Here is a 19,086-nt window from a genome sequence, read left to right on the forward strand (position 1 = left end):
AGAGGGTTGAGCGCGGCTCAAGTGGCTCTCGGCACGAACTCGCCACCGAAACGAAAACGCCCCGCAGATGATCACTGCGGGGCGCCTTTCAACTCTACTCGTTCGGCTTAGCCGTCGAAATCGACCTCTTCCGCGATCCGCAACGCGGCGGGGCGGTGACCGGCGAGTGTCATCAGATTGACATCGTCAGCGGTGAACTCTCCCCAACTGCGCACGATCTCGGAGGCTTGGGTGCCCGGCGCGATGGGGTATTCGTGGTTCGCTTCGGCGTAGATTTCCTGCGCCTTCGGCGACGTGAGGAACTCCATGAACGCAAGCGCCGCATCCTCGTTGGGGGCGCTTTTGGTCATCGCAACGCCCGAAATGTTCACATGCGTGCCGCCGTTCTCAAAGGTCGGGAACAGCACGTTGACGCTATCCGCCCATTCCTTCTGTTCCTCGTCAGAGAGCATGGCGCCCATGTAGTAGGTGTTGCCGATCGAGATATCGCATTCCCCGGCCCAGATCGCCTTGACCTGTGCGCGGTCGTTGCCCTGCGGTTTGCGGGCGAGATTGGATTTCACCCCTTCGAGCCAGGTCTTTGCACCTTCTTCGCCGTGATGTTCGATCACCGCAGAGGTAAGAGCGACGTTATAGGCATGCGTGCCGGAGCGGGTGCAGATGCGGCCTTCCCACTTCGGATCGGCCAGATCTTCGTATGTCGTCACTTCGGAGGGGTCCACGCGCTCCTTGGAGGCATAGACAATCCGTGCCCGCGTGGTGAGACCCCACCAGTGGTTGTCGGGATCGCGGTAAGCCTCGGGGACATTTTCCTTCAGCTTTTCGCTTTCCACAGGCTGCGTGAGCCCTGCGTTCACGACTTCGGCGAGCCGGGAGATATCCACGGTCAGAACGACATCGGCGGGGGAACGGTCACCCTCGGCCTTGAGGCGTTCGACCATGCCCTGATTGAGATAGGCGACATTGACGGCGATGCCGGTCTCTTCGGTAAAGGCGTCGGTCAGCGGCTGAATCAACTCAGGTTGGCGATAGGAATAGACGTTGACCTCATCGGCGAGGGCGGGTGCGGCGGCGAGGGCCACGAGGGCTGTACTAGTCAGAGTGCGGAGCATTCTGTTCTCCCGGAATGTAAAAATCGGCTGAGGGATTTAGAACGGACGAACACCGGCAGGTCAATACATGATTATTTCGCTCAGCTTTTCCGTTCGGCCCGCTTCACCGCATTCCAAAGTGCGTCCATTTCCTCAAGAGTGCTGTCATCCGGGCAGCGCCCAAGACCGCCAAGCGCATCTTCCACGGCGTTGAACCGCCGGGTGAACTTGGCATTCGCCGCGCGTAATGCGCTTTCGGGATCGACATCCAGATGCCGCGCCAGATTGGCCATGACAAAGAGCAGATCACCAAACTCTTCTTCGACCTCGACGTGTGTCAGGGTCTCGCGCGCCTCGTCCAGTTCGCGGGCTTCTTCGATGATCTTGTCCAGAACCTGCGCCGTTTCGGGCCAATCGAAGCCCACGCGCGCCGCGCGCTTCTGTAGCTTCACGGCGCGCATCAACGCGGGCAGGTGAAGCGCCACACCGTCGAGCGTACGGATTTCGTGTTTCGCGGCCCGCTCGGCGGCCTTGATCTTTTCCCAGTCGGCGGTCTGCTGTTCGGCGCTCTTGTCGCGGCTCTCGTCGCCGAACACGTGGGGGTGGCGCGCCACCATCTTGTCGGCGATTTTCCTGACGATGCTGTCGAAGGTGAAATGACCCGCCTCCGCGCCCATTTGCGCGTGATAGACCGATTGCAGCAGCAGATCGCCCAACTCGCCTTCGAGTTCATCCCAAGCGCCGCGCTCGATGGCATCGGCGACCTCATAGGCCTCTTCGATCGTGTAGGGGGCGATGCTCGCGAAGTCCTGTTCGATGTCCCATGGACAGCCTGTCTGTGGATCGCGAAGCCTCCGCATGATCTCTAGCAGGCGGGGCATGCCGCCATCGGGGTCGTGAATCAGGCTGTCATCGGCCATCGGGCATCTCTCCGGGGTGTTTTGCGGCGCAAACTGACCTCTTGGCCAAGAGGAGTCCACCCGGCCCCCTGATTGCAGTTCGTCGAGGACCGGGCAGGGCGAATTTCCCTGCTCGACGGGCATCCGCGCACGCGGTATTTGGGCAAGGCGCGCGCGATTTTCCCGCGCCGCAGGCTGAATGAGGACAGACCCATGGCACTCGAAGATGCAAAGACCCAAGTCGATCAGGCCTTTACGCGCAAGGACCGTAAGGGTCTGTCGTTCGAGAATGCGTTCGGCGGTGCCACATCTTTTCTGCGTCGCCAATACACCAAGGACCTTGCCGGGGTGGAAGTTGCGATAACGGGCGTGCCCTTCGATCAAGCGGTGACGAACCGTCCGGGCACGCGGCTTGGGCCGCGGGCGATCCGCGAGGCGTCGACCCTTCAGCCATATGATCCGCCCTATGGTTGGGGGTTTGATCCGCTGTCGGAATTTGCGGTAGTGGATTACGGCGATCTCGCCTTTGACTATGCGCAGGTGTCAGAGTTTCCCGCCGCCTTGACGGCGCATATCCGCGGCATTCTCAAGGCTGGCGCCGCAAGTATCGTCCTTGGGGGCGATCACTACATCTCTTTCCCCATCCTGCGAGCCTATGCCGAAAAGTACGGCAAGCTGTCCCTCATCCATTTCGACGCGCATTCCGATACCTGGCCCGACGACGACATGAGCCGGATCGACCACGGCACGATGTTCTACAAGGCCGTCAAAGAGGGGATCGTGGATCCCGCCACGTCGGTGCAGATCGGTATCCGGACGGTGAATGATGACCCGCTCGGGGTTAATATCATCGACGCGCGCGAAGTGCATGAGAAGGGGCCGGCCGCCGCTGCAGCGCGGGTTCGAGAGATCGTGGGGGATCGTCCGGCTTACCTGACCTTCGACATCGATTGCCTCGATCCGGGATTCGCGCCGGGCACCGGCACGCCCGTTTGGGGCGGCTTGTCCAGCGGTCAGGCGGCGATCTTGCTGCGCGATATTGCTGGCGTCAATCTGGTCGGCGGCGATGTGGTGGAGGTCTCTCCCCCCTACGATCCATCCGGAGCCACGGCTGTTGCGGGGGCCCATGTCGCGATGGAGATCCTCTGTCTGTGGGCATGGACCCGCCGTCAGGGATAGATCACGTCCCACGTCTTCATGCGGGCGCGGAACCACGTGCGCTGTCGTTTTGCATATTGGCGGGTTGCTATGGTCGCGGCGTCGCGTGCTTCGTCGAGTGTCATGTCCCCCCGAAGATGCGCGATCAACTCGGGGGCGCCGATGGCCTTCATCGAGGGGCGCGAGAAATCCCAGTGCGGCAGGTTCGCGCGCGCCTCATCCAGCGCGCCGGCCTTCAGCATCGCATCGAACCGTCGTTCGATGCGGGGGGTGAGCCAATCGCGCGGCGCATCGAGCACAAAAGCCCGCGCCTGTTCCAAGGGAAGCAGGGGGGGCGGCGTTTCATCCTGCCAGACCCAAAGCGGCTGCCCCGTCGCGTGCAACACCTCCCATGCACGCTGCACCCGGGCGCGGTTTTTCGTGTCGATACGCTTGCGGGTTTCCGCGTCGAGCGCATCAAGCAGGGCCGCCAACTCGAGCGCATCGCCTTTGGCGCGGATGTCCCCCGGCGTCGCCGGAATTGCGGCAAGCCCCTCGGTCAACGCGGTGAAATAGAGCCCGGTGCCTCCGATGATGATCGGCGCGGGACGGATCTGGAGCAAAGGCGCGACTTCCCGGAGCCAGTGCCCCACGGAATACTCGGCATCCCACGCGACATGCCCATAGAGCGCATGGCGCGCACGGGATTCTTCCTCCGCTGAGGGGCGCGCCGACAACACGCGCCAGTTTCCATAAACCTGAAGCGCATCGGCATTCACGACCATGCGTCCTTGGGCTTCGGCCAGTTCCAGGGCGCGCGCGGATTTTCCGCTCGCGGTTGGTCCGGCAAGCAGTATGGGGCATTCTGGCGAGAGATCGGCAAAGGGGTTCTGCATCGGTCCGGTTCGTGGATTGAACATCGCTGCGTTTTCCGACATTTTGCCCGCCAACTGAACCCCCCGAGGATCCGAGCCATGTCCGATGCCGCCACGCGCCCAAAACCCTCCTTCAAACGCGTCCTGCTGAAAATCTCCGGGGAGGCTTTGATGGGGGATCAGGGCTATGGGCTGCACCCTCCCACCGTGCAACGAATTGCCCGAGAGGTACAGGCGGTGCATTCCATCGGGGTTGAGGTTTGTATGGTGATCGGGGGCGGCAATATCTTCCGCGGCCTACAGGGGTCCGCCCAAGGGATGGAGCGGACGACCGCCGACTACATGGGCATGCTGGCCACGGTGATGAACGCGCTCGCCATGCAATCGGCCTTGGAGGAACTCGACGTCTTTACCCGTGTGATCTCGGCGATCCGCATGGACGAGGTGGCGGAACCCTATATTCGTCGCCGGGCCGTGCGGCATCTGGAGAAGAAGCGGGTCTGTATCTTTGCCGCAGGGACCGGGAATCCCTATTTCACGACCGATACCGCCGCCACCCTGCGCGCCAATGAGATGAACTGCGAGGCGATCTTCAAGGGGACCAAGGTCGACGGCGTCTATGACAAGGACCCGATGAAATTCGATGACGCCACGCGGTATGAAACCGTCAGCTATGACGACTGCCTCGCCAAGCGTCTGGGTGTAATGGACGCATCGGCAATCGCTCTTGCCCGTGACAACAACCTGCCGATCATCGTTTTCTCGTTGGACGAGCCGGGCGGTTTTCGGGGGATTCTCGCTGGTGAGGGAACTTATACGCGCGTTCAGGGGTGACCCGCGGGCGCAAATTACGATAAGTCAAGGATAGACGGGTTACGAGCCCGCGAAGGAATGGACCATGTCAGACGACTTCATGCTGGATACCGATGATCTCACCCGCCGGATGGACGGGGCAATCGCCAACCTGCGGACGGAATTTGCGTCCCTGCGCACAGGGCGCGCCAGCGCGAGTATGCTGGAGCCGGTGCAGGTGGATGCATACGGCCAAATGACCCCCATCAATCAGGTCGGTACCGTCAACGTGCCTGAGCCGCGGATGGTCACCATCAACGTGTGGGACAAGGGCCTTGTAAACAAGGTCGAGAAAGCGATCCGCGAAAGCGGCCTTGGCATCAACCCACAGCTGAACGGCACAATCATCATGTTGCCAATCCCGGAACTCAACGAAGAGCGCCGTCGGGAATTGACGAAGGTGGCTGGTCATTACGCCGAGCATGCGCGCGTCGCGATCCGCAATCTGCGCCGTGATGGCATGGATCAGATCAAAAAAGCCAAGAACGACGGCGAAATGTCCGAGGACGACCAGAAAATCTGGGAAGACGAGGTGCAGGAGCTTACGAACACCTACATCGCCAAGGTCGACAAAGCGCTGGAGACGAAGCAAGAAGAGATCATGCAGGTCTGAGGCGGCAGGCGATAGGGGGCTTCTGTGCCCGGAAAGGCGGACATGGCCAAGGACATAGAGCTAACGATGGGGCCAAGGCACGTCGCCATTATCATGGATGGCAACGGTCGCTGGGCCCAGATGCGCGGTCGGCCCCGGCTGACCGGGCATCACGCCGGCGCGCGTCGTGTGCGGCAGATCGTCGAGGCTTGTCCCTCTCAGGGCGTCAAATACCTGACCATCTTCGCCTTCTCGACCGAGAACTGGAAGCGTACCCAGGCCGAGGTTTCCGGCCTCATGACGCTGTTTCGCCGCTATATCGTCAAGGAGTCCAAGGCCATGATGGAGGCGGGCGTCAGGGTTCGTTTCATCGGGGATCGCGTCCGGCTTGACGACAAGCTTGTGGATCTGATGGACGAGCTCGAATTGCTGACCTCCGGCAATGATCTGGTTCACCTTACAGTGGCGCTCAACTATGGGGGGCGGGACGAGGTGGCGCGCGCGACCAAGCGGCTGGCCGAGGATGTCGCCGCCGGGCGGCTTGACCCAAAGGGCATCGATGAAGAGACCCTGCCGCGCTATCTCGATACCCATGTCCTGCCCGACCCCGATCTCGTTATTCGCACCAGCGGAGAGGCACGTGTGTCCAATTTCCTGCTCTGGCAGTCGGCCTATTCCGAATATGAATTCATCGACACGCTGTGGCCCGACTTCACGGCTGAGATTTTTGCCGAAGTGGTCGCCCGATATGCCACCCGCGACCGGCGCTTCGGGGCTGTGAAAGCCTGAGCCATGACAAGACCTGCTCTCTGGAATGATCTGCGTCAGCGGCTGGCCTCCGGCACTGTCATGATCGCAATTGGCGTGGCCGGGGTCTATGCGGGCGGGATCGCATTTCACCTCATGGTCGGGCTGATTTGCGGCCTTATGGCATGGGAGCTTATGTCGATGCTGCGGCCGCAGGGCCGCTTTGGGGCACGCAGCTTTGGTCTGGTCGTGGGGATTGCCGCGACCGTGGTGCCCTATCTGCCTGCGGGGCTCGCCCTTCCGATACTATTCGCGCCGGGGCTTCTCGCCATTGGCATTGCGCCGCAAAAGCGCGTTGCGGGCGCGCTCTATACCCTTGCCATTCTGCTGGGCGGATTCGGCATGATCGGGCTGCGTGACAGTTTCGGGATCCCTTGGATCCTTTGGTTGATCGGTGTCGTGGTCGCCACGGACGTATTCGGATACTTTGCCGGCAGGCTTATTGGCGGGCCGAAATTCTGGCCGCGTGTCAGCCCGAAGAAAACTTGGTCCGGCACTATTGCGGGATGGATTGCCTCCGCGATCGTGGCGGTGGTGGCGATCTCGATGCTTGGGGCGGGGTGGGGCCTTGTAGGCGTGTCCATCGCCATGTCCATGGCCAGCCAGATGGGCGATGTGGCCGAAAGCGCGCTCAAACGCCGGGTAGGGGTCAAGGATGCCTCTTCGCTTATCCCCGGCCACGGCGGTTTGATGGATCGCTTTGATGGCATGATCGGCGCCGCCCTGTTCCTGACCTTGGTTCAAGCCTATATCGACTTTCCGCCCGGGATCGCTTCATGAGGCGGATTTCCGTCTTTGGGGCGACCGGCTCCATCGGCCAGAACACTCTCGATCTTATCTCCCGCGATGCGGAGGGCTATCGGGTCGTGGCGCTGACCGGTGGGAACAATATCTCCCGACTTGCCGAAGATGCGCGGCGTCTCAAGGCCGAAGTTGCGGTGACGGCAAACGAAGACTGTCTGCCGGCGCTGCGTGACGCGCTCGCCGGGTCCGGGGTCGAGGCCGCTGCGGGGCAAGCCGCGCTCCTTGAGGCCGCGCATCGTCCTGCGGATTGGGTCATGTCCGCCATCGTCGGCGCGGCGGGCCTGCAGCCTGGATTAGCGGCGCTGAGACAGCCGGGCATGACATTGGCCCTCGCCAACAAGGAATCGCTCGTCACTGCCGGGGCGTTGCTGATGGAAACCGCGCGCGAGCATAAAGCGCGGGTTCTGCCCGTTGATAGCGAGCATTCGGCCGTGTTTCAGGCGCTTGTTGGAGAGGATATGTCCGCCGTCGAACGGATAATCCTGACGGCTTCGGGGGGTGCGTTTCGCGATTGGCCGCTGGAGGCCTTGGCCGAGGCAACAGTCGAGGAAGCGTGCAATCACCCCAATTGGGACATGGGCCAACGGATCACGATCGACAGCGCCTCTATGTTTAACAAGGCGCTCGAAGTCATTGAAACGCGAGAATACTTCGGGGTTGATCCCGGCGCGATTGAGGTCGTGGTCCATCCCGAAAGCCTCATCCACGCGCTGGTCGGATTTCGTGACGGTGCGCTTATGGCCCATGTGGGGCCTCCCGATATGCGCCACGCCATCGGTTATGCGCTGCATTGGCCGGAGCGGCGCGAATTGCCCGTCTCGCGGCTCGATCTGGTGCAGATCGGCCAACTCAATTTCCGCAATGCCTGTGAGGTGCGCTGGCCCGCTTTGCGCCTTGCGCGTGAAGTGATGGAGGCGGGCGGGCTGGCCGGGGCCGTGTTCAACGCGGCCAAGGATGCGGCGCTGGATGGTTTCATCGCGCGCCAGCTCAAGTTTACCCAGATGGCCGAAGTGGTCGAGGATGTGCTGACGGAACTTTCCGGTGAACCGGGACTGATCGACGCAGCGATCACACTTGATAACCTCGCCCATGTGGACCATCTCGCTAAGGATGCCGCCCGCCGGGCCATCGACACTCGCAAAAGCTGAGGCCCCATTGGATATCGCAACTTTGCTCCCCAACATTGGCGGCACCGCCTTCACCCTTGTGGCCTTCGTCGTGGCGCTCTCTGTCATCGTGGCTGTGCATGAATACGGGCATTACATCGTCGGGCGCTGGTCCGGGATCCATGCCGAAGTGTTCAGCCTCGGGTTCGGTCCGGTCCTCTTCTCCCGCCGGGATCGGCGCGGAACGCTCTGGCAAGTCGCAGCATTGCCCTTTGGTGGCTATGTCAAATTCCTCGGCGACAGCGACGCGGCCAGTGGCAAGGATGCAGGCGCAATCGCAGAGTTGAGCGCGCAGGAGAAGCGCCGCACGATGCACGGCGCACCGCTCTGGGCACGGGCGGCGACTGTCGCGGCCGGGCCTGTCTTCAATTTCATCATGTCTATCGCCATTTTCGCGGGCATCGTCCTTGTCGGCGGCCAGATGCGCGATCCGCTCACGGTGGGGGATATCCGCGCTGTTCCGGCCGAGGTCAACGAACTGCGTCCCGGCGATGAGATCTTGGCCATTGGCGGGGTTTCTGTCGATGAGGGTTTGGGCGTGATACGCGATGACATCCCCAAGGAGGCGGTGGTTGAGTATCGCATTCGCCGCGATGGCACGGAGGCGACCGTTACCGCGCCCTATCCATTTCCCGCGGTTGTGAGTCAGCTTACCCCGCAGTCCGCCGCCTATGACGCTGGTTTGCGCCCCGGCGATGTGCTGATCGAGGTGGATGACCAGCCGATTTTTGCCTTCGATGCGCTCAAGGATGTGGTCGAAAGCTCGGACGGGCGGCCGATTCCGTTGACCGTCTGGTCAATGGGGGAAACCCGCTCAGTGACATTGCTGCCTCGCCGCGTCGATGAGCCGGGCCCCGATGGGGGCTTTGTGACCAATTGGCGGATCGGGATTGCCGGCGGGATGCTGTTTGAGCCTGCGACCGAACGGGCGGGGGTGGTCGATGCGCTCGGCTATGGGGTGACCCAGACCGGCTTCATCATTCAGTCCTCGTTGTCGGGGCTTTGGCACATGATTACTGGTGCCATCAGCACCTGTAATATGTCGGGGCCAATCGGCATCGCAGAGGCCTCTGGCGCGATGGCAAGCCAAGGTGTTTCCAGCTTCATCTGGTTCATCGCGGTGCTGTCGACGGCCGTCGGGTTGCTGAACCTCTTCCCAATTCCGGTGTTGGATGGCGGGCATCTGGTATTTCATGCGTGGGAGGCCTTGACCGGTTCCCCTCCGAGCGACCGGGCGTTGCGTATCCTCATGACGGGCGGCCTTGCGATCATCCTGTCGCTCATGGTCTTCGCGCTGAGCAATGATCTGTTCTGCCCCTAGGTCTTGGGCGCAGAATTGCGATTGTGGCTGAACGCGCCTTTTAGCTTTCGGAGGCGGCGAAGGGATCTTCGTCATATCCCACACGGGCGAGATAGAGGCCCTGTGGCGGGCAAACTGGTCCGCAGGCGGCACGATCAGTCGCTTCCAGCGCCGCTTTGACCTCTTCAGGTGACCAGGAACCCGCGCCCACACGCTCCAAAGTGCCCACGAAACTGCGCACCTGATTGTGCAGGAAGGATCGTGCCTGAACGTGAAAATGTACCTCGGGGCCGCTCGGGCCCATAATTTCCTCCACATCGAGGCGGTCCAGCGTCTTGATCGGGCTTTTCGCCTGACAGATCGTGCTGCGGAAGGTGGTGAAATCGTGTTTGCCCAGCAGGTAGGACGCCCCTTCGCGCATGGCGGCGACATCGAGCTTTTGAGAGACCTGCCAGACAAGCCCCTTCTCCAACGTCGCCGGTGGCCTCCGGGTTAGTAGGCGAAAAAGATACTGGCGGTTGGTGGCGCTAAACCGCGCGTGCCAGGTGTCAGACACTTGCGCGCAGCCGGTGATCGCGACAGGCGCTGGCTTCAGGTGATAGTTCAACGCTTCGGACAGGCGGAATGGATCCCATGCCTTGTCCATGTCGCAATGGGCAACCTGCCCCAAGGCGTGGACGCCGGCATCCGTCCGGCCCGCGGCGGCAATCGCATGCGCGCGCGGCTCCAACCGGCGGAGCGCATCTTCGATCGCGCCCTGCACCGAGGGTTGGTCCTTCTGGCGTTGCCATCCGGAGAATGGCGCGCCGTGATATTCGACGCGGAGAGCATATCGAGGCATGCGCGGGCAGATACCCGAGGCGGGTGCGCGCCGCAATCCCCGGTGTGACACTGGTAAGCGGCCCCTTGCGCCTCTATCTTCGTCAAAGACGGGCAAGCAGGGCAAGGGGCAGCGGTTTGGTCATTTCCACACTGGCGGATGGAATCACGCGCGGGATCGAGAGCGTCGGGGACACCGTGTCGGGCGCATTCTTTGAACCGGTCGTCAGGTTGGGGGTCACCGGGCTGGCCCGGTCTGGCAAGACGGTCTTCATCACGTCGCTGGTGGCAAACATGCTCGACCGGGGCCGGATGGGGGGGCTGCTTCCGCAGGCCAAAGGGGCAATCCGCGCGGCCTATCTACAGCCACAACCCGACGACACCGTGCCGCGTTTCGAATATGAAAGCCACCTCGCGGCCCTCACATCCGCCAATCCTCGTTGGCCTGAAAGCACGCGATCCATCTCTGAATTGCGCCTGTCCCTGCGGGTGCAACCGTCGGGGATTCTGGGGTCGTTTTCGGGGCCGCGCACCGTGCATATCGACATCATTGATTATCCCGGCGAATGGCTCCTCGACCTTGCCCTGATGGATAAATCCTATGCCGAGTGGTCCGCTGAGACGTTGAAGAAAGCCGCCCTCCGGGAGGAGGGTGCGGGCTTCCTTACACAAGCCGGGGATGTGGACGGGGCTCAGCCGCTCGACGAAGTCCAGGCGCAATCCCTGTCGCGCGGGTTCACCGACTACCTGTCGGCATCGCGCGGGGCGGGATATTCCGATTGCACGCCGGGCAGGTTCCTGATGCCGGGTGATCTCGCGGGCAGCCCGGTTTTGACCTTTGCGCCTCTGCCAGTGCCGGAGAAAAAGGCGCGGGGCGGTCTCTACCGAGAGTTCGAGCGTCGATATGAGGCTTACAAGCGAGAGGTCGTTCGCCCCTTCTTTCGGGATCATTTCTCGCGGATCGACAGGCAGGTCGTGTTGGTCGACATGCTTGGTGCGATCCATGCCGGGCCGCGCGCGGTTGAGGATCTGCGGGCGACCATGGCCGATATCCTCGGCGCGTTCCGCCCGGGACGGAATGCTTTTCTGACGCAGTTGTTTCTGGGCCGGCGAGTGGAAAAGATCCTGTTTGCCGCCACCAAGGCGGATCACCTTCATCATACCCAGCACAAGGCGCTGACAGAGATCATGCGCGCCGCAACCCGGGATGCACGCGACCGCGCGGATTTCGCGGGGGCGGAGACCCAAGCGATGGCGTTGGCCGCGCTGCGCGCCACGACGGAGGAGACGATTCTCCACGAGGGCGCGCCGCTCGACTGTGTCCGGGGCACCTTGCTGGAAACGGGCCGTCAGGCGGCGTTTTACCCCGGCGCGCTGCCGCAGGATCCCGCGCAGATCCTCGCGCCAGCGCGAAGTGGTGCGACGGACTGGCTCGATGCCGATTACCAGATCATGAATTTCGCGCCTGCGGCGCTCACGCTCAAGGCGGGTGAAGGGCCGCCCCATATCCGGCTCGACAAGGCGGCGCAGTTCCTGTTCGGAGACGCGCTTTGATCCGGCCCGCTCGGCAAACGGACGCGACGGCGGTGGCGGCAATTTTGTCCGACTACACGGACGGGACGGAGTGGCTGCCCCGGGTGCATTCTCGTGCTCAGGATATCTCGCATGCCGCCGAATTGATCGCGCGAGGGCCAATGTACGTGGCCTCAGAGACCAACGTCCAAGGTTTCATCGCATGGGATGGCCCGCGGGTTCAGGCGCTCTATGTGGCCGAAGCCGCACGTGGCAGGGGGGTGGGCAAGGCGCTTCTTGACCGGGTGAAGCAGCGGCACGGGTGGCTCACGCTCTGGACACTGGAGGCCAACGAGGGCGCGCGGCGCTTCTATGCGCGAGAGGGATTTGCCGTGCTGGCGCGCGGGACGGGGAATGATGAGGGCTTGCCCGAAGTGCAGCTCCTCTGGGAAAGGGACAAACGATGAGCGAGCGCCGCGGACCGGTATTGATCGACATTGATGAAAGCGCCCCGCAGGCGGAAACGCCGCGCGGCCCGGTTGAAGCCCCGACAAATGGACCCGCGCCCAATCCGGCGGATGCGCCGCCAATTCCCGATCCGGGAGAGCCGGGGCCCTCAGGCCAAGCGATGCAGACACTGGCCATCCTAGGGGCGCGGCGCCGATCATGGCTGGGGCGGCTGTTCTGGTCGCTTTTGGGCGCGGTGGTCACGGCGATGATATCTCTGGCCTTTTGGCAGTTTGTCACGGACTTGATAGACCGTTTGCCCGTGCTCGGCTGGGCGTTGTCGGCGCTGCTGGTGGCGTTTCTGCTGACGTGTCTTGGGCTGATCCTTCGTGAGTTCGCTGCCTTCTCCCGCCTCGGCAAGGTGGACGCGCTGCACAGGCGGGCGGAGGCAATTCTCGCCGAAGATGACCTCGAAGGGGCGCGTGGTCTGGTGGCTGATCTCAACCGTTTTTATGCCCATCGGCCGGAAACGGAATGGGGGCGGGATCGGCTTGCCCGGCGCAGTCAGGAGGAGCTTGACGCGGCATCGCTTCTTGCGCTCGCGGATGGAGAGCTGCTGTCGGACCTCGACAAGATGGCAGAGCGCGAAGTACAGGCCGCAGCCCGGCAAGTGGCGACTGTCACTGCGCTGGTCCCGCTTGCCTTTGCCGATGTGGCCGCAGCCGGAGCGGCGAACATGCGCATGATCCGCCGTGTGGCAGAGATCTATGGCGGGCGCGCGGGCGGTTTGGCTACATGGCGGCTGACCCGATCCGTGTTGACCCATCTGGTCGCCACCGGGGCGGTCGCGGTCGGTGACGATATGCTTGAGCCCATTCTGGGCGGAACGATCCTCGCCCGGCTCTCACGTCGCTTTGGCGAAGGGATCGTCAACGGCGCATTGACGGTACGGGTCGGGATCGCGGCGATGGAGGTTTGCCGGCCCTTGCCCTTCGCGGGGCATGCGCGCCCTTCGGTGCGGCGTCTGGTTCGGCGGGCGCTGGCCGGGCTCATCCCCGGCCAGTGAGGGCTCAGTAAAGGCCGCCCGAACTCAGTGTGCCGAAGGTTGCCTTGGGTCCGACAACGCCCTGCTTTCCGGTGGTTGTCGTCACCTGTTTGGACGAGCGCGCCTCATCCACCAGTGGCAGGTTCGCACCCATGGCGAAGCCACCATCGAAGGTGATGCCAAAGATCGGCTCCTGACCATCGCGGAAGAATTCGGCCACGACGTTATCGCCGGTCGCATCATCGGGAAGCCGCGCGCCGGTGAACCTGTCGATCTTGATGAAGCGCCCACCTTCGGGGACTTTGAACGGCCCGCCACCGTATTTCTCGACGGCCTGTTCCATGAACTTCTGGAACACCGGGCCACACATGGCCCCGCCGGAGGCCCGACCACCACCCAGCGGTGTGGGATTGTCGTAGCCGATGAAACAGCCCGCGACGATGTTCGAGGTGAAGCCGATGAACCACACGTCTTTGGCGTCGTTGGTGGTGCCGGTCTTGCCGGCGGTCGGGACGGGCAAGTTGACATACCGGCTCGCCGTGCCGCGCTGTACCACACCTTCGAGCATCGACGTCAGCTGATAGGCGGTGACCGCGTTCATGATGCGCGTGCGCGTGGAGATAATGCGCGGAGCCGTGCCGGGGGGAAGGTCCGCGACATCGCAATCCACACAAGCGCGCGGATCGTGGGAATAAACGGTGTTGCCAAAGCGATCCTGAACGCGGTCAACAAGGGTGGGTTCAACACGTTCGCCGCCATTGGCAAACATCGCATAGGCCGCCACCATCTTGTAAAGCGTGGTCTCATCGGACCCGAGCGCATTCGCAAGATAGGGGCCCATATTGTCGTAAACGCCAAAGCGCTCGGCATATTCCGCGACCACATCCATGCCCACTTCTTGCGCAAGACGGATGGTCATCAGGTTCCGCGACCGTTCGATCCCGGTGCGCAGCGGCGTCGGGCCGTAGTATTCGTTTGACGCGTTCTGTGGCCGCCAGAGGCCCTGCGGGGTGTTCACCTCGATCGGGGCATCAACGATGATGGTCGCAGGGGTATAGCCGCTGTCGAGGGCGGAGGCATAGACGAAGGGCTTGAAGGACGACCCCGGCTGGCGCATCGCCTGCGTTGCGCGGTTGAAGACCGAATGCTGGTAGGAAAAGCCGCCCTGTATTGCGATCACACGGCCCGAATTGACGTCCATCGCCATGAAGGCGCCCTCGACTTTGGGGATCTGCCGGAGGGACCAGTTGCGCAAGTCGCCGTTGTCATCGGTTACCTGCCGGACATGCACCACATCGCCGCGGGTGAAGTTGTCGAAGAAGTCACCCTTCAGCCATTTGATATCCGCGCGAGGCACCTGCTGTTCGCCATCGACGCCCTCGATGCCAACTGTCAGCGCCTGATCGGCAACCTCAAGAACCACGGCTGGCAGCCAAGGATGCTCAAGCACCACATCCCGCGCGACATCGACCGACGACAAGGCCGAGGGCCAATCGGCAAGCTGCTCTTCGGGGAGTGTCTTGCCGGTCCCGTGCCAGTTGCCGAGGTTTCGATCGTAGGTTTCCAACTGCCAGCGCAATGCCTCGGCGGCGGCCTGTTGCATCTCGGCGTCGAGCGTGGCGCGAACACTCATGCCGCCAGAGAAAAATTCGCCCTCGCCAAATTCCACCGAAAGCTGGCGGCGGATCTCATCCGTGAAATAGTCACGCGGGGGCAGGGAGGCGCGGAAACTCTCAAAATCGCCATTCTGGACGGAGCGCAGAGGCTTTTCCCGCTCCGCGAGATACACCGCCTCGGTGATATAGCCGTTCTCCTTCATCTCCCGCAGCACATAGTTCCGCCGTTCGGTCACGCGGTCCTTGCGGCGCACAGGGTGATAGTCGGACGGGGCCTGCGGCATCGACGCGAGCATGGCGGCTTCGTGCGGCTCAAGTTCTGCGAGGGGCTTGTTGAAATAGGTCTGGGCCGCTGCCGCGACGCCATAGGAGTTCTGCCCCAGAAAGATCTCGTTCAGGTAGAGCTCAAGGATCTTCTCCTTGGACAAGGTCTCCTCAAGGCGGGTGGCGAGGATGATTTCCTTCACCTTGCGTTCGATGCGGCGCTCGCCGCCGAGGAGGAAGTTCTTCATCACCTGCTGCGTGATCGTCGATGCGCCCCGCAGGTTTTCGCCGCCCGATTGCACAGCTTCCACCCCCGCGGCGATGATGCCGCGCGTGTCATAGCCGCTATGGCTATAGAAGTTCTTGTCCTCGGCGCTGATGAAGGCCTGCTTGATGAGGTCGGGAATCTCTTCGGCAGGGGCGAAGATGCGGCGTTCCTGCGCGAATTCGTCGATAATCCGACCTTCACCCGAATAGATCCGGCTGATCGTGGCAGGGGTGTACTGGGCCAATGCCTCATGGCTGGGAAGGTCCCTGCCATAGATCCAGAGCACCGCGCCCACCGAGAGCGCGATCATCGTGAGACCGAGTGTGATCAGCGTGAAGATTGCGCCGAAGAAAGAGGTGATGAATCGCAGCACCGTGATTTGGCCTCGTCAAATGGCATGGAGCCCGTCCTATACAGGTCGGGCCCCGATGGGTCAAAACACGATATGGCGCGCTGAGTGGGGCGCGGCAAGCCTCTGCTGAGTAGGTATCAGCCGCCGAGGATGCGGCTGACCATTTCCGTTACGTCCCGCGACAGGTTCGGAGTGGCCCGGATGCGCTCCAACTCCGCCTTGATGAGCGCTTGACGGTCCGCGTCATAGCGGCGCCACGTTTCGAAGGGTGTCGTCATCCTCGCCGTGGTCTGGGGGTTCAGCGGATCAAGCTTGATGAGCCAATCGGCAAGCAGGCGATAGCCGCGACCACCGGGCGCGTGGAACCCGGCCGTATTTCCGGCCAACGCCCCGAGCGTCGCGCGGAACCGGTTGGGGTTCCGGTATTCGAAGGCCGGATGGCGGGTCAGCGCGTCTGCGATTTCTGCGGCGCGGGCGGAATGCGCATGAGCCACCTGCATGCCGAACCACTTGTCCATCACGAGCCGGTCCTGATCCCACTGAGCTTCGAAGGCGGCAAGCTGGTCCTCGCCTTTCTCGATGGAAAGCAGCGCGCCCAGGGCACCGAGTTGCTGCGTCATGTTGTCGGCATTGGCGTATTGCGTCGTGGCCGTCTTACCGCCGTCGAGCCGGCTCAGCAGGCGCAGGGCCGTATTGCCGAGATCCCGTTTCCCGGCATCCTCCGCATCGGGGCGATAGGGCCCGTCGACCGCCATTCCGGCATAAATCCGCGGAAGCGTATCGGCGGCCTGTTCAGCAAAGCTCTGGGCGAGCGTCTCCCGGGCGTCATAGATCGCCATGGGATCGGGGACGATCCCGGCGTCATGCAGCGTCTGGCCGATATCCTCCTGACTTGGCAGGGCCAGCGCCAAGGCCCGAAAGGCGGGATCAAGGCCGTCATCCCGAAGCACGGCAAGCGCGGCGTCGAGATAGGCCTGATCGGGTGCGGCCCCTTGGCTCACCATGCGGCAGAGCACGTCCTTGGCAAGGGCGCGGCCGGCCTCCCACTTGTTGAAGGGGTCGGTATCATGGGCAAGCAGAAAGGCGCGCTCGGCATTGTCCGTTTCCCGGTGGAGGATCACGGGCGCCGAGAAGTCTCGCAGGATCGAGGCGACAGGACGACTCGCCAATCCATCAAAGGAAAAGCTCTGTTCTGCTTCGGTCATCTCGAGAATGCGTGTCGGCACGATCTCGTCGCCATTGGGATTGAGCAGGCCAACCGCGATGGGAATGACGCGGGGGTCCTTCGTCTCCTGCCCCGGTGTGGGTGGAGTTTGTTGTTTGAAGTGAAGGGTATAAGTGCCGTCGTTGAACTCATCTGTTACTTCAAGGCGCGGAGTGCCCGCCTGTTCGTACCAGCGTTTGAACTGTGTCAGGTCGCGGCCCGTCACATCCTCAAAGACCCTGAGCCAATCCTCGATGGTCGCCGCATCGCCGTCATGCCGCATGAAGTAGAGGTCGAGCGCCTTGGCATAAGCTTCGTCCCCCACAAGGGTTTTGAGCATACGGATCAACTCCGCGCCCTTTTCATAGACGGTGGCGGTATAGAAGTTGTTGATCTCCACAAAGCTGTCTGGGCGCACGGGATGGGCCAGCGGGCCGTTGTCTTCGCGGAACTGCCGTGCTCGCAGGTCGATCACGTCGGTGATGCGCTTGACCGGCGCGGAGCGAAGATCGGCCGTGAACTGGCTGTCGCGAAAGACGGTCAGGCCCTCCTTCAGGCAAAGCTGGAACCAGTCGCGGCAGGTGATGCGATTGCCCGTCCAGTTGTGAAAGTACTCATGGGCGATGATCGCCTCTATCCGTTCGAAATTGGCATCGGTCGAGGTTTCGGGGGATGCCAGCACGCAGGAGGAGTTGAAGATGTTCAGCCCCTTGTTTTCCATCGCGCCCATGTTGAAATCATCCACCGCGACGATGTTGAACACGTCGAGATCGTATTCACGCCCATAGATCTCCTCATCCCATTTCATGGACCGCTTGAGCGCCTCCATCCCAAAGGCGCATTTGTCCTCGTCGGGTCCCGGGCGGACCCAGATGTTGAGATCGACGGACTTGCCGGACATCGTGGTCAAACTGCCGGAATGCGCGCGCAGATCGCCCGCGACGAGGGCAAAGAGGTAGGCAGGTTTGGGCCACGGATCATGCCAGACGGCGTATCCGTCCCCCTGTTCCACGGGGTTGCCGTTGGACAGCAGAACCGGCATGTCCCCTTCGATCCGGACGGTAAAAACGCTCATCACGTCGGGCCGGTCCGGATAGTAGGTGATCTTGCGAAACCCTTCGGCCTCGCACTGCGTGCAATACATCGCGCCGGGGTCGGGAGCAGCCCCATCGCGCGCGAGCGGCGACATATAAAGCCCTTCGAGCGCGGTGTTGGTGGCGGGGGAAATTTCCACCTCGGATTCCCAGAGAAACGGCTCCGTTGGCACATCTGCTTCAAGCCCGCCGTCCACCATGCGCGGAGTGACCGGGGTGCCGTCGATTGCTGCCGAGATGAGGGTCATGTCCTCACCATGGAGAAAGAAGCGCCCGTCGCCGTCGAGGCGGGGGCGAAACCGGATCTGTGACAGAACCCGCGTGGCCGTCGGGGAGAGACGGAAGGTCAGCGCGACCTCTTCGACCTCAAAGCCGAACGGCGTGTAGTCGCGAAGGTAGATTGTCTGGGGCGCGGCGTCTCGCATCGAGGTGCTCCTTGGTGGTTTGCGGGCAGGGTATTGCGTGCTGGCGCGGCTGCAAGCGGAAAGGCGCCGTGGTGTAGGCGCACGGGTGATTGAAGGGGCGCACCCCTGAACTAACTCGAGCTGTAGAGATCCAGCAACCGAAGGATTGGACTTATGTCAGCACCAGATACCAACACAAAGACCCAAGAGAAACAGCACCGCGCCCCGCTCAACGGGATGAAGATCGCTGTCGGCTTTGCGCTCTTGCTCCTGATCGTCTGGGTCGGGTGGGAAATCCTCGCCTCTGATGGGCCGGAAGGCGCACAGGAACAGATCGACGGGCGCACCGGAGAGGTGGAACAGGTCGAGGGCACCACATCGGAAGAAGTTGCCGATCCAGCGGGCGACTGACCAGACGCTGCGCAAAACGTGGGTTGGGGGCAAGAATATTACGCCCCCAATCAGAACGGCGGTTGCCTATCGGAAACAGGCATCCTAAACCGGCATGCGATTGTATGCTATTGCGAGGGAGCGGATG

17 protein-coding genes are annotated in these 19,086 nt (G+C 62.4%); 11 read left to right on the forward strand and 6 right to left on the reverse strand.

The window, feature by feature from the left end:
• Positions 1-107: 107 nt before the first annotated feature.
• Positions 108-1,112 (reverse strand): Fe(3+) ABC transporter substrate-binding protein, encoded by a 1,005-nt coding sequence (locus tag BM234_RS03165; RefSeq protein ID WP_092060520.1) that lies wholly within the window; start codon positions 1,110-1,112, stop codon positions 108-110.
• Between the two features lie 80 nt (positions 1,113-1,192).
• Positions 1,193-2,011, reverse strand: coding sequence for a nucleoside triphosphate pyrophosphohydrolase (gene mazG, locus BM234_RS03170; protein ID WP_092060522.1), 819 nt, complete (start codon positions 2,009-2,011; stop codon positions 1,193-1,195).
• 192 nt (positions 2,012-2,203) lie between these two features.
• Here mazG and speB point away from each other — a divergent pair, with 192 nt between their 5' ends.
• Complete coding sequence (gene speB / locus BM234_RS03175) at positions 2,204-3,169, forward strand: agmatinase (protein WP_092061338.1); 966 nt, start codon at positions 2,204-2,206, stop codon at positions 3,167-3,169.
• On the opposite strand, the gene miaA is transcribed toward speB, so the two are convergent.
• Positions 3,160-4,023, reverse strand: a complete 864-nt coding sequence (gene miaA / locus BM234_RS03180; RefSeq protein ID WP_092061340.1) for a tRNA (adenosine(37)-N6)-dimethylallyltransferase MiaA — start codon at positions 4,021-4,023, stop codon at positions 3,160-3,162. The two genes, speB and miaA, sit on opposite strands and share 10 nt — an antisense overlap.
• Before the next feature lie 78 nt (positions 4,024-4,101).
• Between miaA and pyrH the strand changes: the two genes are divergently transcribed.
• The 6 genes from pyrH to rseP all read left to right on the forward strand — a co-directional run bounded on the left by pyrH (position 4,102) and on the right by rseP (position 9,544).
• Positions 4,102-4,836 (forward strand): UMP kinase, encoded by a 735-nt coding sequence (pyrH, locus tag BM234_RS03185; RefSeq protein ID WP_092060524.1) that lies wholly within the window; start codon positions 4,102-4,104, stop codon positions 4,834-4,836.
• A gap of 64 nt (positions 4,837-4,900) precedes the next feature.
• Complete coding sequence (gene frr, locus BM234_RS03190) at positions 4,901-5,467, forward strand: ribosome recycling factor (RefSeq protein WP_092060526.1); 567 nt, start codon at positions 4,901-4,903, stop codon at positions 5,465-5,467.
• A 42-nt stretch (positions 5,468-5,509) separates the two neighbouring features.
• Positions 5,510-6,235: a polyprenyl diphosphate synthase gene (uppS, locus tag BM234_RS03195; RefSeq protein ID WP_092060528.1), complete on the forward strand. Its 726-nt coding sequence runs from the start codon at positions 5,510-5,512 to the stop codon at positions 6,233-6,235.
• 3 nt (positions 6,236-6,238) lie between these two features.
• The gene (locus tag BM234_RS03200) at positions 6,239-7,033 is read left to right on the forward strand and encodes a phosphatidate cytidylyltransferase (RefSeq protein ID WP_092060530.1); all 795 of its coding nucleotides are present in this window, start codon (positions 6,239-6,241) and stop codon (positions 7,031-7,033) included.
• A complete protein-coding gene (gene dxr, locus BM234_RS03205; RefSeq protein ID WP_092060532.1) occupies positions 7,030-8,205 on the forward strand; it encodes a 1-deoxy-D-xylulose-5-phosphate reductoisomerase in 1,176 nt (391 codons plus the stop codon). Before BM234_RS03200 ends, dxr begins: the two co-directional genes overlap by 4 nt.
• Positions 8,206-8,212: 7 nt before the next feature.
• Positions 8,213-9,544 (forward strand): RIP metalloprotease RseP, encoded by a 1,332-nt coding sequence (gene rseP / locus BM234_RS03210; protein WP_245752463.1) that lies wholly within the window; start codon positions 8,213-8,215, stop codon positions 9,542-9,544.
• Positions 9,545-9,584: 40 nt separating this feature from the next.
• Here the strand turns inward: rseP and truA are convergent, their stop codons facing one another.
• The gene (truA, locus tag BM234_RS03215) at positions 9,585-10,364 is read right to left on the reverse strand and encodes a tRNA pseudouridine(38-40) synthase TruA (protein ID WP_092060536.1); all 780 of its coding nucleotides are present in this window, start codon (positions 10,362-10,364) and stop codon (positions 9,585-9,587) included.
• A gap of 116 nt (positions 10,365-10,480) precedes the next feature.
• On the opposite strand from truA, the gene BM234_RS03220 reads away from it, so the two are divergent.
• The 3 genes from BM234_RS03220 to BM234_RS03230 are packed head-to-tail and all read left to right on the forward strand — an operon-like array spanning position 10,481 to position 13,367.
• Entirely contained in the window at positions 10,481-11,896 is a 1,416-nt protein-coding gene (locus BM234_RS03220; protein WP_092060538.1) for a YcjX family GTP-binding protein, read from the forward strand.
• On the forward strand, positions 11,893-12,321 hold the full coding sequence (locus tag BM234_RS03225) for a GNAT family N-acetyltransferase (protein ID WP_092060540.1): 429 nt from the start codon (positions 11,893-11,895) through the stop codon (positions 12,319-12,321). Before BM234_RS03220 ends, BM234_RS03225 begins: the two co-directional genes overlap by 4 nt.
• Positions 12,318-13,367, forward strand: a complete 1,050-nt coding sequence (locus BM234_RS03230) for a YcjF family protein (protein ID WP_092060542.1) — start codon at positions 12,318-12,320, stop codon at positions 13,365-13,367. Before BM234_RS03225 ends, BM234_RS03230 begins: the two co-directional genes overlap by 4 nt.
• A 4-nt stretch (positions 13,368-13,371) precedes the next feature.
• Here BM234_RS03230 and BM234_RS03235 read toward each other — a convergent pair whose 3' ends face one another.
• On the reverse strand, positions 13,372-15,867 hold the full coding sequence (locus BM234_RS03235; protein ID WP_092060544.1) for a penicillin-binding protein 1A: 2,496 nt from the start codon (positions 15,865-15,867) through the stop codon (positions 13,372-13,374).
• 116 nt (positions 15,868-15,983) lie between these two features.
• A complete protein-coding gene (gene pepN, locus BM234_RS03240) occupies positions 15,984-18,569 on the reverse strand; it encodes an aminopeptidase N (protein WP_092060546.1) in 2,586 nt (861 codons plus the stop codon).
• 153 nt (positions 18,570-18,722) lie between these two features.
• On the opposite strand from pepN, the gene BM234_RS03245 reads away from it, so the two are divergent.
• A complete protein-coding gene (locus BM234_RS03245) occupies positions 18,723-18,959 on the forward strand; it encodes a hypothetical protein (protein WP_092060548.1) in 237 nt (78 codons plus the stop codon).
• The last annotated feature ends 127 nt before the right edge of the window (positions 18,960-19,086 follow it).

It is taken from the genome of Poseidonocella pacifica, assembly GCF_900111875.1.
GTDB lineage: Bacteria > Pseudomonadota > Alphaproteobacteria > Rhodobacterales > Rhodobacteraceae > Poseidonocella > Poseidonocella pacifica.